Raw genomic sequence first — 13,204 nt, 5'->3', positions numbered from 1 at the left:
ACCGTACCGGGTCCCTCCTTGCTGTATAGCAAGCCCTGTACCAGACCGCCGAGAATAGGCCGCAGCGCCGAGCCTTCTCGCCGAATGGGCTGGCGCAATTGAGCAATTTGGACAAAAAGCGACCACTTGCTCCTGCCGAAAGTGCCCCACGAACCAGCAAGAAGGGGCAGCGAGCACCGATCTGGTGCAATCATGGCGCCCCCCGGCAAGCGCGGGCGGTAGCCCTCGGCAGCCCTTGCAGAAGCCGGTCGATGGCACCTGCTGCTGACGACGCCCACCTTTCGGGCTTGAGAGAAAGGCAGGAGTCGGGTACATCTTGTCGCCACGGTTCGGGGGGGATATCGTCACCTTCTGCAACATTCGCCGACACCCAGGAGCCTCCTCGCTTCCCATGCCTGCCTCTTCTCGTTCCGCACTCCCTGGCTCGTGCGCACCGCTGTCCTGCCCTGCTCAAGACAGCGGCGCCAGGCGGTGCCGTCTGGCCAGCCTTGTCAGGGGTGGCACGGCGGGATCCGGCAGATGATCTATCGACTTCGCCACACCACGCGCTACCACTACAGCGAGATCGTGACACTCAGCGAGAACGAGGCCTGCCTGATGCCCCGTGAGATGGCCTACCAGCAGGTTGCCTGGGCGCAATTGTCGATCTCGCCGGGCGAGTCGCTACGCCAGAGCCGACAGGACGCCTTCGGCAACCATATCGCGCTGTTCGCGGTCGACACCCCCCATACCCAGCTCGAGGTCACGCTGGAGGCGCAGGTCATGACCTCGCCTCGCGCCACACCGCCGCAGGCCATCATTAGCTGGGAGCGGTGTCGAGAGCTGTTGGCAGACCGCCACCAGCCAGGTTTCCGCGAAGCACAGCCGTTTCTTGAAAACTCCGCCTATATCGAGCGCCGCCCGCTGCTCGCCGCCTGGGCCGAAGACTGTTTTCCCGCTGGTGGCGATCTGGTGGACTGCGTGGAGCGCTTGAACCGTCGCATCCATGAGGAATTCCGCTACGACAGCGAGTTCAGCGACCTGGAGACGACACCGTCCCAGGTGCTCCAGCATCGCCGTGGGGTGTGTCAGGACTTCTCCCACCTGGCCATCGCCACCCTGCGCTCGGTGGGTCTGGCCGCGCGCTACGTCAGCGGCTATCTCGAGACTCGACCGCCTCCAGGACAGCCTCGACTGATGGGCGCCGACGCCTCCCACGCCTGGTTCTCCGTGCTGATACCCGGCTGGGGTTGGCTCGACTTCGACCCCACCAACGGTGTGCGCGCTGGCGAACGTCACCTGCTGCTTGGCTGGGGCCGCGACTACGAGGACGTGGCGCCGCTCAAGGGCGTGGTGACCGGTGGTGGGCGCCAGCGCCTCGAGGTGGAAGTGGACGTTGTTCCCGCCGGGGAAGTCACGGCCACCGGCCCGACCTCCACCAGCCCCGGCGATCACCCGGCAGCGCCGATGGCCGGCTGATTCGCTGTCCTTTATATTGCGCAGGCTCTGCCCGGCCTTGCCCTGCCCACCGTCTTCCAGGAGAGATTCCATGCAGGACCTGTTGATCTGGATCGCCACCGGCTTCGGCCTGGGCTATTCCCCCTGGGCGCCGGGGACGGTCGGCTCCCTGATCGGACTACCGGTCGCCTGGTGGCTGTTCCGGCTACCGCTCGGCACGCGCCTGGCCGTTACCCTGACGCTCCTCGTGCTGGCCGTTCCCGTCTGCCACTTTGCTTCGCTGTGGCTGGGCGGCGGTGACCTGCCCCAGATCGTGCTCGACGAATGGGTGGCCCTGCCCATCGCGGTGCTGGCCTTCTCGCGCTACCGACGGCGCATCATCCTGCCGCTGGGCTATCTACTGTTTCGCCTGTTCGATATCTCCAAGCTGTCTCCGGTACGCGAGATCGAAGGTATTGGCGGGGGACTCGGCATCGTCGCCGACGACGCAATGGCGGCATTGTATGCAGCCCTCACCCTGGTACTGCTGGTGCGCCTGACCCGCCGCTACTGGCAGCGAGATCCCGAGCAGTCCTCATAAGCCAATAGCGGCCTGCCAATGCCGGGCGCTGCTTCCTATATCCACAGCCCTGACACAAAAAAACCGCCCTCGACGGGCGGCCAAACGGGACAGGGATCTATCGAAACAGTGACCGGGGGAACTCGTACCCGGCCTCTGGCGACCAGTGCAGCAGATGTTGCACTGGCGTCAGTCACTCAGCATCGGTTATTCAGGGATCAGCACGCTGTCCACCACGTGGATCACCCCATTGCTGGCCTTGATGTCGGACTCCACCACGGCGGCATTGCCTACGCTTGCCGAGCCTTCCTGGGCGTCGATGGCCATGTCGGTTCCCTGCAGGGTGGTCACCTCGGATGACCCCTCCAGTGACACTTCTCCTTCCACCATGTGGTAGGAAACGACCTCGACCAGACGTCGGTGGGAGGCCTTGTCGTTGCTCATCCACTCGTCGAGCTGTCCTGGCTGCAGGGTACCGAAGGCTTCGTTCGTTGGAGCAAAGAGCGTATAGGTTTGATCTCCCTGTAGCGGCTCGTCGAGGCCAGCCTTCTCGACAGCATCAAGCAATGTCGAGAAACGTCCGTCGGCCTGGGCGACTTCGAGCAGATTGCGTGAGGGATCCTGCTGTTGCTGCTGATCCGCTTCGGCCACCCCGCCAGCGAGCAGCGCTACGCCGAGCACGCAGCTCGGCAGGAACGACGTTGCGGCAGACATTGCTTTTTTCATGCTCTCGCCTCCTTGCGGTGATTGCTCCGAGATGTCGCGTCGCCACTGCGCGCCTCCCGGGAACCTCTCTGTCGGGGCTGTTCAACCAGGACGACGCAGTTCATGTACAAAAATTAGATCAAGAACAAGTAATGTACAAGAAAAAGTTTTACGACAGCTTTCGCCACTCTGATCATCAAAGCGTCATCTTTTGACGTCATGATATGGGCGCTGCTCGGAAAGACGGTAATGACGGCGAGATGCCGATACGCTTCCGGCGACAGAAAACCTATACAATACTTGCATATCAAGCCTGGCGATGAGAACCTTTCGTACCGTTGAGGCTCGGCCAGGAGGGCCATGCGCAGCCTCGCTTCCACAACGGAACGAACGACGGCACGTCATGCGCCAAGGAGGGCGACCCGTGTACTACCCGATTTCCTGTACCCGCTGTGGCCACGACCTGGCCAGCACACCGGGACCTGTAACGGCTCAGCCCAATGACTGGGAAGAGCTGAACTGCACCGAGTGCGGTGAGTTTCATGCCACCTTGGGCGCCTGGGAAGAACAGCAGACGCCCGACCGCCTGCGCTTTCTCAACAAGTCTCGCAGCCTGATGATGGCCATGCGACGTGAGCACGATGCCTTGATCGAGCAGCAGCACACCAAGGGAGAGCGAGTCGCATGATCACCGTCGCCCTGGACCTGAGCTGCACCATCTGTGGCCACTCCCGCTTCACGCTGCCTGTTGGTCAAGACGACGGCGACAGCGTTCACTGCGCCAACTGCACTGCCTACAAGTGCAAGGCCATGGACCTGGAGCGCGCGCTGATGGCGACCCTGCCACCGTCCATGCCTGCAGTACCGGCTTCCTCTGGCGCCGCCCAGGCGGTACCCGCCTGAGCGATGGCTTGAGAGACAGCGTTTCTGCGCCCCGCTTTTCGCCGACGCGTCCTGGCGATTCACGCCGCCCCTTTTGGGGCGGCGTTTTTGATGGAAGGCAGCGCAGCCGCTTCTTTGCTTTCTTCCTTTCCTCCTTTCCCCCCTTGCCACCATGGCGGCGACCATCGAGACCGCTATCGAGGCAACTATCGAGGCCAGTGCGGGCCACGGCCCAGGTTTGGGGTATCATTCGCCCGCTAGCGAACGGCCGTCAGGCTTCAACCTCCCCTAGAAGAGGACCAGCCCTCCGCGGTTACGCCACGCTCGCCGGCACTCTCACGCCCCCTGGACACGTGGCTCATGACGAGCCGGAGACCCCATGCAAGAGACCGCCCTTACCGACCCTTCTCCCAAGGCAAACCGTTTTGCCCGCACCCGCGCACTGCCGACCATTGCTCTGTGCGCCCTGATCTACGCCTCGACCCTGGCCGTCGGCTACCACATCAACGCGGCGGTGTTGACGATCCTCAGCATGATCGTGCTGTGCCTGCTGCGTATCCCCGTGGCCATCGCCCTGATCAGCGCCGCCATGCTAGGCGCGCTGCACGCCGGACTGTCGATGAACGACGCCATCGGCGCCTTCAATGACAACCTGCTGGTCGGCGCCCAGGTCGGCCTGACCTACGTGATGATCGGCGCCTTCGCCGTGGCGCTGTCACGCTCGGGCTTGCTCGAATTGCTGGCCGATGCTATCTCGGCGCGCCTCGGCAGCGACGAGCAAAGTACCCGCAAGGGCGTCAAGTGGACGCTGTTCGGCCTGTTCATCGTCGCCTCACTGATGTCGCAGAATCTGGTGCCGGTGCACATCGCCTTCATTCCGATCCTGCTGCCACCGCTGCTTGTGGTGCTCGATCGCCTGCGAGTCGACCGCCGCGCCGTGGCCTGCATCCTGGCCTGCTCGATCAGCGCCAGCTACCTGCTGCTGCCCACCGGCTTCGGTGCCATCTTTCTCAACGAGATCCTGCTGGCCAACGTCAACAGCGTCGGCGCGGACTACGGGCTGACCGCCACCGCCGACATGGCCCCCAAGGCCATGGCACTACCGGTGCTGGGCCTGGTCGCGGGGCTGCTGGTGGCCGTTTTTATCAGCTATCGCCGCCCGCGCGACTACGTCACACCACGCCCCACCGCCGCCGCCAGGCCCGCCTCGCCGGCGCGCCTGAAGCCGCTGCAACTGGTCATCACCTTGGGCGCTCTGGCGGTGGCCCTGGTCTTTCAGCTCAAGTTCGACTCGCTGTTGCTCGGAGCCATGGTCGGTTTTCTGATCCTGGGGGTGTCCGGTATCTTCCGCTGGCAGGAGCAGGATGACGTCTTCACCGACGGGCTGCGGATGATGGCGCAGATCGCGGTCATCATCACCGTCGCCTCCGGCTTCGCCGGCGTGCTGACCGCCACCGGAGAAATCGAGCCTCTGGTAGCGGCGTCGGCCGAACTGATCGGCGGCAACATGGCGCTGGGCGCAGCGGTGATGCTGGTCGTGGGACTGTTCATCACCATCGGCTTCGGTGACTCCTTCGCCAGCGTGCCGATCCTGGCGCCCATCTACCTGCCGCTGGCGCTGACCCTGGGCTTCGACCCGCTGGCGGCGATGGCCTTGCTGGGCGCCTCGGCGTCCCTGGGAGACGCTGGCTCCCCGGCCTCGACCATCACCCTGGGCGCCACCGCCGGGCTTAACGCCGATGGCCAGCACGACCATATTCGCGACAGCGTCATCCCCACCTTCCTGCACTGCAACATCGGCATGCTGGTGTTCGCCTGGATCGCCGCCATGGTGCTGTAATGCACAGCACCTGACACCAAGCCTCGCAGCAATGGCAAAGGCCACCCCTCGGGTGGCCTTTTGCACGGCACCAGGCCAAGCGCAGATAACAGGGCGCGGCCGTTCAGGCCAGCGATTGCGACTCTGCCACCTCGATCAAGCGTCGGACCGCCGGCAGGCTGGCATCCCTGCGCCAGACCAGCATCAGTGGCAGCACTATATCCAGATCCTCCAGAGGAAAGCTGACCACGCCTTCCGGGGCCCCGGCCATGGTCATTTCCGGCAATATCGTGCAGCCCATGCCCGCCGCCACCAGGCACAGCATGGTGGCGTTGTCGGTGCCTTCCTGCACCACGTGGGGGGTGAAGCCACGTCGCTGAAAGGCATGGATCAGCTTGTCGTGATAGACCGGTGTCGCGCTGCGCTCGAACCAGATGAAGTCTTCACCGGCCAGGTCCGCCAGTCGAGAGGGGGGATGCTGCGCCAGGCGCGACCCTTCGCTGGCTACCAGCACAAGACGGTCTTCATAGAGGCAGTGGCTGTCGAGCTGATCATCATCGTCAGGGGGAAAGAACAGCATCCCCGCATCCAGCTGATGATGGCGCAGCGCCTCCACCTGGGGCGCGGACAGCAGCGACTGTACCTTGAGGCTGACGTCCGGGTAACGCTGGCGATACCCGTTGAGCAGCTTGACGATCTGGGGCACCCACAGGTGCATGACGGTGACGCCCAGACGCAGCTGTCCGAGCTGTCCATCGGCAATCCGACGAGCATCGAGCTTGGCTGTCTCGAACTCTCGCAACAGTCGTCGCGCTTCGCCGTGAAAGGCAACCCCCGCAGCGGTCAAGCTTACGCCCTGACGTGATCGCTCCAGCAGAGTGGCTCCCACCGACTCCTCCAGCAGCCTGAGCTGGCGGGTCAAGGCCGGCTGGGCCAACGGGATCTTTCTTGCCGCGCTGGAAATCGCGCCCTCCTCGACCACCGTCAGAAAGTAGCGCAGCTGCTTGAAGTCCATGTTCGATCCTTGTTGAGCGGGGCCACCACGCCAGTGCCAGGATTCACCCAAGTCGACGGCTCATACGGCAAATCCATACAATAAAAGCATGGAAATATAAAAATAATAATATTTTATCTATGACATACCGCCAACCATGATGAAGGACACAATCAACAAGCGTCCGGAATATCATGACCCAGCCTATCGACCCCACCTTCTTCGACGACCAGCACAGCAGTCTGACAGAACTGCGCCAGCACTTTCATCGGCATCCGGAACTCGGCTTCAAGGAACACGCCACCTCCGCGCGTGTCTGCGATGAACTCGAGCGGCTCGACATACCCTTCGACCACGGCCTGGGCGGCACCGGTGTCGTGGCCACCATCAGAGGGCTTGGCCCCGACAACGGTCGCCGTATTGGCCTGCGCGCCGACATGGACGCGCTGCCGATTCAGGAGGCAAGCGACCACGGCCATGTCTCCGAAGTGCCTGGTGTCATGCATGCCTGCGGCCACGATGGCCACACCACCATGCTGATCGGCGCCGCTCGCTACCTCGCCCGCCACCGCGATTTTTCCGGCACCATCCAGCTGGTGTTCCAACCGGCGGAAGAAGGCCTGGGCGGTGGACGAGCGATGGTCGAGGAGGGGCTGTTCGAGCGCTTCCCCATGGATGCGATCTACGGCCTGCACAACTGGCCGGCTCTGCCCCGGGGGCAGGTGGCGATTCGCCCGGGCCCGATCATGGCCGCCACCGATCGCCTGGATATCTGCATCCGCGGCAAGGGCGGCCACGGCGGGGTGAACCCACACCTTTCTACCGACCCGGTCAGAATGGCCGGCGCTCTGATCCAGGCCCTGCACAGCGTGGTCTCGCGCGATGCCGACCCGCTGTCTCCAGCGGCACTGAGCTTGTGCGGCATCAAGGGAGGTGAACTCGACGGCTTCGCCATCATTCCCGACGAGGTCCGACTGAGCGGCACGGTGCGAACCCTCGACAGCGCTACCCAGGATCGCATCGCCGAGGCCATCCAGCGCACCTGCGATGGTGTGGCGGCGACCTACGGCGGCGAGATCGAGGTCGATCACCAGCGCATCTTTCCGGCCACGGTCAATCACCCGGCGGCGACCGACCACGTCATCGCCACCGCGAAGGAACTGCTGGGCGAGACCGCACTGGAGCGCGACGTGAGTCCCAGCCTTGGCGGTGAAGACTTCGCCTTTATGCTCGAAAAGTGCCCGGGAGCCTACTTCTTCCTCGGCAGCGCCGAATCGGACACCACCCCGCCGCTTCATAACGCTCGCTACGACTTCAACGACGCCATCATTCCCGTAGGCAGCCGACTGCTGGTTGCCATCGCTCTTGGCGCCTTGAACGACCATCGCTGAGGCGATGCCGACAACGACCACACTCAACAACAAGAGGTCTTCCCATGAACCACCAAAAAGGCATGCCTTCCAAGGGCCTGCTGATCTACTTCGTGCTGTGCACCCTGGCCATGGTGTGGCCGGGTGCGCTGATCGCCAATCGCATCGATCCGATGGTGCTCGGCATGCCGTTCTTCATGTTCTGGTACGTGGCCTGGGTCTTCGCCCTGTTCGTGGGCCTGTTGATCGCCTATCGCAAGGATACCGGCGAGGAGGCAGACCATGAGTGATTCTCTGCTGATCACCGCCATGACGGTGGGCTATCTGGTCATCGTGCTGCTGGTGGGCCTGCGCGCAAGGCGTGGCCAGGGCTCCTCGCTGGAAGGCTACGTAGCGGGCGGTCGCCATATGGGCCTGCTGGTCCTGTTCTTCATCCTCGGTGCCGAGATCTTCTCCGCCTTTGCCTTCCTCGGTGCACCTGGCTGGGCCTACAGCAAGGGCGCCCCGGCGTTCTATATCATCGCCTACCTGACGCTGGCGGTGATCGTGTGGTGGCTGATCGCGCCGCATATCTCGCGACTGGGTCGCCGCCACGGCTTTCTAACCCAGGCCGAGTTTCTGTCGGCCTGCTACCCCACTCCAAAGAATGTGCTGGGCCTGGTCATCGGTGTCGTCAGCGTGCTGGCGATGATTCCCTACCTGACGATCCAGATCGCTGGCGCCGGCATGCTGTTCGAAGCGGCGACCTCTGGCACCATTCCGTTCTGGCTGGGCAGTCTGCTGGCCTGCGGCGTGGTGGCCGCCTACGTCTACGCCAGCGGCCTTCAGGGCATCGGCTGGACCAACCTGATGCAGGGCCTGATGATGGTCGTCATCGCCTGGGCACTGGGGCTGACCACGGCCGAGCAGTTCTTCGGTGGCGTCGGTGAAATGTTCCAGCAGATCAAGGACCAGGCGCCGGAATACCTGACCATGCCCGGCGCCACCGGGATGGGCTGGGGCGCCTTCTCCACTGCGGTGCTGGTCAGCGCGCTGGGCTGCGTGATGTGGCCTCACATCTTCATGAAGTTCTACAGCGCCAAGGACGTCAGGACGCTCAAGCGCGTCTTTGTGCTCTACCCGCTCTACAGCTACCTGCTGGTACCGCTGCTGATCATCGGCTTCGCCGGCATCGTGCTGCTCGCCGACACGCCACTGGATTCGCCTGACCGGGTGCTGCTGACCATCGTGGTGGAACTCGCCGACCTGCCCGCCTGGGTGATCGGACTGGCACTGTCCGGCGCCTTGGCGGCAGCCATGTCGACCGCCGCCAACCTGGCTCACACCTCGGCCACCATCCTGGTACGTGACGTGGTCCAGTTCACGCCCAGGATGCGCGCCCTGCCCGAGCACAAGGCGCTGTCACTGACGCGCTACGGGGTCATCGCGATATCGCTGATGGCGTACCTGCTGGCACTGGCCAACCCCGGCTCGCTGGTCAGCCTGCTGCTCGGAGCCTACGGCATTATTGTGCAACTGCTGCCGATGCTGCTGGGTGCCCTGTTCTGGCGTCGCGCGTCCCAGACCGCGGCCTTTATCGGGTTGAGTGTCGGCGCCGTCATCACCCTGCTGCTGCAATTCGGCATCGATGCGCCTTTCGGCTGGCACCCGGGCTTCTGCGGGTTGGTGGTCAACTCGGCAATCTTTGTTGTCATCAGCCTGATGCGCAAGTCGAGCGAGTCTCGCTCGCCGGTCGAGTGCCTGTCACCCCAGGTCTGATAGACCCTCGTCGATGACCTGCTCCAATCGCCAGCGGCCCGATACCGGGCCGCTGGTGTCGTGTCAGGTGACGCTGTCGCCCCCCGTGGCCACCCTCGCGTGTCTTCTCGTCTCCCCTCGTGGTCAGCCCCATCATTGATTTTATAGACATCTGGTCTAAAATCATTGCATGACCAATCCGACGATAGCCAGGCGCCGGGGGCGACCGCCGAAGACCGACTACAGCGTCGGCGCCACCCAGGGCGACGCCAGAGCGGCGCTGATCGCCAGCGGCCTCGAGACCCTGACCGAACACGGCTTTCTGAGCGCGGGACTCGACGGCATGCTCAAGCGTGCCGGGGTGCCCAAGGGGTCCTTCTATCACTACTTTGCCAGCAAGGAAGCCTTCGGCCAGGCGGTGCTCGAGCGCTACGCCCGCTATTTTGCCGACAAGCTCGACCGCCATCTGCAAGACGATTCCCGACCACCGCTCGAGCGCGTGCAGGCCTTTGTCGACGATGCCAAGGCCGGCATGGCACGCCACGACTATCGCCGTGGCTGTCTGGTGGGCAATCTCGGTCAGGAGGCGGCTGGCTTGCCACCGGACTACCGCGAGCGGCTGATCGCCACGCTCGCCGACTGGCAACGACGTCTCGCCGCTTGCCTGGAAGAAGCCCGCCACCACGGCAATATCGCCTCCGACAGAGACCCTGACCGGCTGGCCGAGGCCTTCTGGATCGGCTGGGAGGGCGCCATCATGCGCGCCAGGCTGGAACGCAGCCCGCGCCCGATCGATGTGTTCACCGACAGCTTCTTTTCGGGCCTGGACACCCAACGCCAGGGTCGTCCGTCGCCATGAACTGAACTGAGCCGACCTGACTTGACAATAGTCCGACACTGAACCAAGAGCCCGCTCCTGCGGGGTCGTATACGGCGCCCTGATACTGCTTGCGCCAATTTATAGACAAACCGTCTAAAAAGGAGACCGCCATGTTCGACGCCATCGTGATCCGCAAGGAAGGCGACACTCAGAAGGCCGCTATCGAGTCACTGGATGACCAGGCCCTGCCAGAGGGCGACGTGACCGTGAACGTCGAATACAGCACCCTGAACTACAAGGACGGGCTGGCCATCACCGGCAAGGGCCCGGTGGTCAAGTCCTTCCCCATGGTCCCGGGTATCGACCTTGCCGGCGTGGTGGAAGCCTCACAGCACCAGGACTTCCAGCCGGGTGACCGGGTGGTCCTGAACGGCTGGGGCGTCGGCGAGAAGCACTGGGGCGGGCTGGCCCAGAAGGCACGGCTGAACGGCGACTGGCTGATCCCGCTGCCCGAAGCCTTCAGCACCAGAAACGCCATGGCCATCGGCACCGCCGGCTACACCGCCATGCTCTCGGTGCTGGCGCTGGAGCGCCACGGGGTGACCCCGGACCAGGGCGAGGTGCTGGTCACCGGCGCCAGCGGTGGCGTCGGCAGCTTTGCCATCACCCTGCTGGCCAAGCTGGGCTACGAAGTCGTTGCCTCCACCGGCAAGGTCGAGGAGGCGGACTATCTGAAGGCACTGGGCGCCACCTCGATCATCGACCGCGGCGAGCTCGAACAGCCCGGAAAGCCCCTGGCCAGGGAACGCTGGGCGGGTGCCGTCGACAGCGTCGGCAGCCACACCCTGGTCAATGTGCTGGCCTCGACCCGCTACGGCGGCACGGTGACCTCCTGCGGCCTGGCCCAGGGCATGGACCTTCCCGCCACGGTGATGCCCTTCATCCTGCGCGGCGTGACCCTGGCCGGCATCGACAGCGTGATGCAGCCCAGAGAAGTTCGCCTGGAAGCCTGGCAGCGCCTGGCCGAGCTGATGCCTGAAGAGCGTCTCGACGACATCGCCAGCGAGATCCCGCTGAGCGAGGCCATCACCACCGCAGAGCGCCTGATGGAAGGCAAGGTCAGAGGCCGCGTGGTGGTCGCCACCCGCTAGGCCCGATGACACGTGCCCTGCTGGCCGTCGCCGGCAGGGCGCCTGATGTTGCTTTCCTCGGCGCTTTCTCGGGCCTTACCTGGCGCTTACCTGGCGCGTACCTGGCGCTGTCTTGGCTTCCTGCCGGCTCGCCTACAGGCACCAGCACACCGCAATATATTCCATATGCGGAATTTTATTTCTACATAGGGAATTTTCTTGACGCCTTCATGGTCGCTTCCTAGGCTGGTTTGAACTTGACGAGGAATCAGCCATGAGCACCGATGGGAACTTCATCAACAACGACTTTGTCAGCGCCCCCCAGGCCAGCATGATCCCGGTCTACTGCCCCGCCACGGGAGCGATGGTGGGCGAGGTACAGGCCGCCACCAACGCCCAGGCGATGGAAGCTGTCGAGGTCGCGGCCAGGGCCCAGAAGCACTGGCGCAGGCTGACCAGTGCCGAGCGGGCGGTACATATGCAGCGCCTGGCCGACGCCCTGATGGAGCGTCGCGAGGCCATTGGGCGGGCGCTGGCCGAAGAGTCGGGCAAGAGCCTCGAGGACGCCACCAACGAGGCGGTATACGCGGCCGATATCACCCGCTACCACGCCGAATGGGCGCGACGGATCGAGGGCGATATCGTGCCCAGCGACACCCCTGACGAGAGCCTGCTGCTCACTCGGGAGCCGATCGGCGTGGTGGCCTGCCTGATTCCCTTCAACTACCCCGTCTTCACCCTGCTGCGCAAGATTGCACCGGCGATGATCACCGGCAACAGCGTGATCGTGCGCCCGAGCAACAACACTCCGCGTTCGGCCTTCGAAATTGCCCGGGCCGTCCAGGCGGCCGAGATCCCGCCGGGGGTGGTCAACATCCTGAGCATGGACCACGCCACCGCCGAGGCCGTGTGTACTCACCCAAGGGTCGGCATGATCACCCTCACCGGCAGCGTCGGCGCCGGCCGCAAGGTGCTGGAGTACTCCCAGGTCAATATCGCCAAGTCGTCGCTGGAACTGGGTGGCAAGTCACCGGCCATCGTCGAGCCCGACGCCGACCTCGAGCAGGCCGCCCGTCAGATCGTGGCCTCCAAGACCACCAACTGCGGCCAGCTGTGTACCGCCATCGAGCGAGTCTACGTGCATCAGTCCATCGCCGAGCCCTTCATCGCCCTGCTCAAGGACAACATGGAGGCCTGCACCTTCGGCAATCGTGCCGAGGACCCCAGCCACATGGGCCCCCTGATCAACGAGAACACCCGCCTCAATGTCCACCAGATGGTCGAGCGTGCCATCGACGACGGCGCCACCCTGGCCACCGGCGGCGCGATTCCCCCTGGCCCCGGACACTTCTACCCGCCGACCCTGCTGACCGACTGCCGCCAGGACATGGAGATCGTCCAGGAAGAGATCTTCGGCCCGGTACTGCCGGTGCTGACCTACGCCAATGTGGATGAAGCCCTGGCGCTGGCCAACGACCACCAGTTCGGCCTTGCCTCGGTGGTGTTCACCGAGAACTACCGCACCGCCATGAAGGTGGCCCACAACATCGAGGCAGGCGAGGTCTACATCAATCGCACCCCATCGGACCCCTACCAGGGCTACCACGCCGGCTGGAAGCGTTCGGGCCTCGGTGGCGACGACGGCAAGCACGGCATGCTGGACTACACCCAGACCCGGCTGGTGGTATTGAACTACTGACGCCATCCCGCGCCACCCCACACCCAAGCCCATCACCGCCGCGTCTACGCCG

General features: G+C 64.2%; 13 protein-coding genes. 11 read left to right on the top strand and 2 right to left on the bottom strand.

What is annotated here, in order from left to right; all coding sequences use genetic code 11:
• Positions 1 to 519 precede the first annotated feature (519 nt).
• On the top strand, positions 520 to 1,458 hold the full coding sequence (locus C6W88_RS00270) for a transglutaminase family protein (protein ID WP_108131116.1): 939 nt from the start codon (positions 520 to 522) through the stop codon (positions 1,456 to 1,458).
• Between the two features lie 70 nt (positions 1,459 to 1,528).
• Positions 1,529 to 2,017 carry a phosphatidylglycerophosphatase A family protein gene (locus C6W88_RS00265; RefSeq protein WP_108131115.1) on the top strand — a complete coding sequence of 163 codons (489 nt, stop codon included), beginning with the start codon at positions 1,529 to 1,531 and terminating at the stop codon, positions 2,015 to 2,017.
• A gap of 186 nt (positions 2,018 to 2,203) precedes the next feature.
• On the opposite strand, the gene C6W88_RS00260 is transcribed toward C6W88_RS00265, so the two are convergent.
• Positions 2,204 to 2,722, bottom strand: coding sequence for a fasciclin domain-containing protein (locus C6W88_RS00260; RefSeq protein ID WP_108131114.1), 519 nt, complete (start codon positions 2,720 to 2,722; stop codon positions 2,204 to 2,206).
• A 403-nt stretch (positions 2,723 to 3,125) separates the two neighbouring features.
• Between C6W88_RS00260 and C6W88_RS00250 the strand changes: the two genes are divergently transcribed.
• From C6W88_RS00250 to C6W88_RS00240, 3 genes are all read left to right on the top strand, one after another.
• The gene (locus tag C6W88_RS00250; protein WP_045992616.1) at positions 3,126 to 3,389 is read left to right on the top strand and encodes a hypothetical protein; all 264 of its coding nucleotides are present in this window, start codon (positions 3,126 to 3,128) and stop codon (positions 3,387 to 3,389) included.
• Positions 3,386 to 3,604, top strand: coding sequence for a hypothetical protein (locus C6W88_RS00245; protein ID WP_108131112.1), 219 nt, complete (start codon positions 3,386 to 3,388; stop codon positions 3,602 to 3,604). The genes C6W88_RS00250 and C6W88_RS00245 overlap by 4 nt, the downstream gene beginning before the upstream one ends.
• A 481-nt stretch (positions 3,605 to 4,085) precedes the next feature.
• Positions 4,086 to 5,423 (top strand): Na+/H+ antiporter family protein, encoded by a 1,338-nt coding sequence (locus C6W88_RS00240; RefSeq protein ID WP_197037059.1) that lies wholly within the window; start codon positions 4,086 to 4,088, stop codon positions 5,421 to 5,423.
• Positions 5,424 to 5,526: 103 nt separating this feature from the next.
• Here the strand turns inward: C6W88_RS00240 and C6W88_RS00235 are convergent, their stop codons facing one another.
• A complete protein-coding gene (locus C6W88_RS00235; RefSeq protein WP_045992614.1) occupies positions 5,527 to 6,417 on the bottom strand; it encodes a LysR family transcriptional regulator in 891 nt (296 codons plus the stop codon).
• Positions 6,418 to 6,590: 173 nt separating this feature from the next.
• On the opposite strand from C6W88_RS00235, the gene C6W88_RS00230 reads away from it, so the two are divergent.
• The 6 genes from C6W88_RS00230 (at position 6,591) to aldA (ending at position 13,152) form a co-directional block, all read left to right on the top strand.
• A complete protein-coding gene (locus C6W88_RS00230) occupies positions 6,591 to 7,787 on the top strand; it encodes a M20 aminoacylase family protein (protein ID WP_108131110.1) in 1,197 nt (398 codons plus the stop codon).
• Positions 7,788 to 7,831: 44 nt separating this feature from the next.
• Positions 7,832 to 8,056, top strand: coding sequence for a DUF3311 domain-containing protein (locus tag C6W88_RS00225; protein WP_045992612.1), 225 nt, complete (start codon positions 7,832 to 7,834; stop codon positions 8,054 to 8,056).
• The gene (locus C6W88_RS00220) at positions 8,049 to 9,524 is read left to right on the top strand and encodes a sodium:solute symporter family protein (RefSeq protein ID WP_108131109.1); all 1,476 of its coding nucleotides are present in this window, start codon (positions 8,049 to 8,051) and stop codon (positions 9,522 to 9,524) included. Before C6W88_RS00225 ends, C6W88_RS00220 begins: the two co-directional genes overlap by 8 nt.
• 169 nt (positions 9,525 to 9,693) lie before the next feature.
• The gene (gene acuR, locus C6W88_RS00215) at positions 9,694 to 10,362 is read left to right on the top strand and encodes an acrylate utilization transcriptional regulator AcuR (RefSeq protein ID WP_108131108.1); all 669 of its coding nucleotides are present in this window, start codon (positions 9,694 to 9,696) and stop codon (positions 10,360 to 10,362) included.
• A gap of 131 nt (positions 10,363 to 10,493) precedes the next feature.
• The gene (gene acuI, locus C6W88_RS00210) at positions 10,494 to 11,474 is read left to right on the top strand and encodes an acrylyl-CoA reductase (NADPH) (protein ID WP_045992609.1); all 981 of its coding nucleotides are present in this window, start codon (positions 10,494 to 10,496) and stop codon (positions 11,472 to 11,474) included.
• Positions 11,475 to 11,727: 253 nt separating this feature from the next.
• Complete coding sequence (gene aldA, locus C6W88_RS00205; RefSeq protein WP_108131107.1) at positions 11,728 to 13,152, top strand: aldehyde dehydrogenase; 1,425 nt, start codon at positions 11,728 to 11,730, stop codon at positions 13,150 to 13,152.
• Positions 13,153 to 13,204 lie beyond the last annotated feature (52 nt).

Origin of the sequence: Halomonas litopenaei, assembly GCF_003045775.1 — a bacterium.
Lineage (GTDB): Bacteria > Pseudomonadota > Gammaproteobacteria > Pseudomonadales > Halomonadaceae > Halomonas > Halomonas litopenaei.
This window is presented reverse-complemented; position numbering and strand designations above follow the sequence as displayed.

Coding starts and splice junctions, on each gene's coding strand:
- C6W88_RS00270 (WP_108131116.1), top strand. CDS start 520: ATGATCTATCGACTTCGCCACACCACGCGCTACCACTACAGCGAGATC.
- C6W88_RS00265 (WP_108131115.1), top strand. CDS start 1,529: ATGCAGGACCTGTTGATCTGGATCGCCACCGGCTTCGGCCTGGGCTAT.
- C6W88_RS00260 (WP_108131114.1), bottom strand. CDS start 2,722: ATGAAAAAAGCAATGTCTGCCGCAACGTCGTTCCTGCCGAGCTGCGTG.
- C6W88_RS00245 (WP_108131112.1), top strand. CDS start 3,386: ATGATCACCGTCGCCCTGGACCTGAGCTGCACCATCTGTGGCCACTCC.
- C6W88_RS00235 (WP_045992614.1), bottom strand. CDS start 6,417: ATGGACTTCAAGCAGCTGCGCTACTTTCTGACGGTGGTCGAGGAGGGC.
- C6W88_RS00230 (WP_108131110.1), top strand. CDS start 6,591: ATGACCCAGCCTATCGACCCCACCTTCTTCGACGACCAGCACAGCAGT.
- C6W88_RS00225 (WP_045992612.1), top strand. CDS start 7,832: ATGAACCACCAAAAAGGCATGCCTTCCAAGGGCCTGCTGATCTACTTC.
- C6W88_RS00220 (WP_108131109.1), top strand. CDS start 8,049: ATGAGTGATTCTCTGCTGATCACCGCCATGACGGTGGGCTATCTGGTC.
- acuR (WP_108131108.1), top strand. CDS start 9,694: ATGACCAATCCGACGATAGCCAGGCGCCGGGGGCGACCGCCGAAGACC.
- acuI (WP_045992609.1), top strand. CDS start 10,494: ATGTTCGACGCCATCGTGATCCGCAAGGAAGGCGACACTCAGAAGGCC.
- aldA (WP_108131107.1), top strand. CDS start 11,728: ATGAGCACCGATGGGAACTTCATCAACAACGACTTTGTCAGCGCCCCC.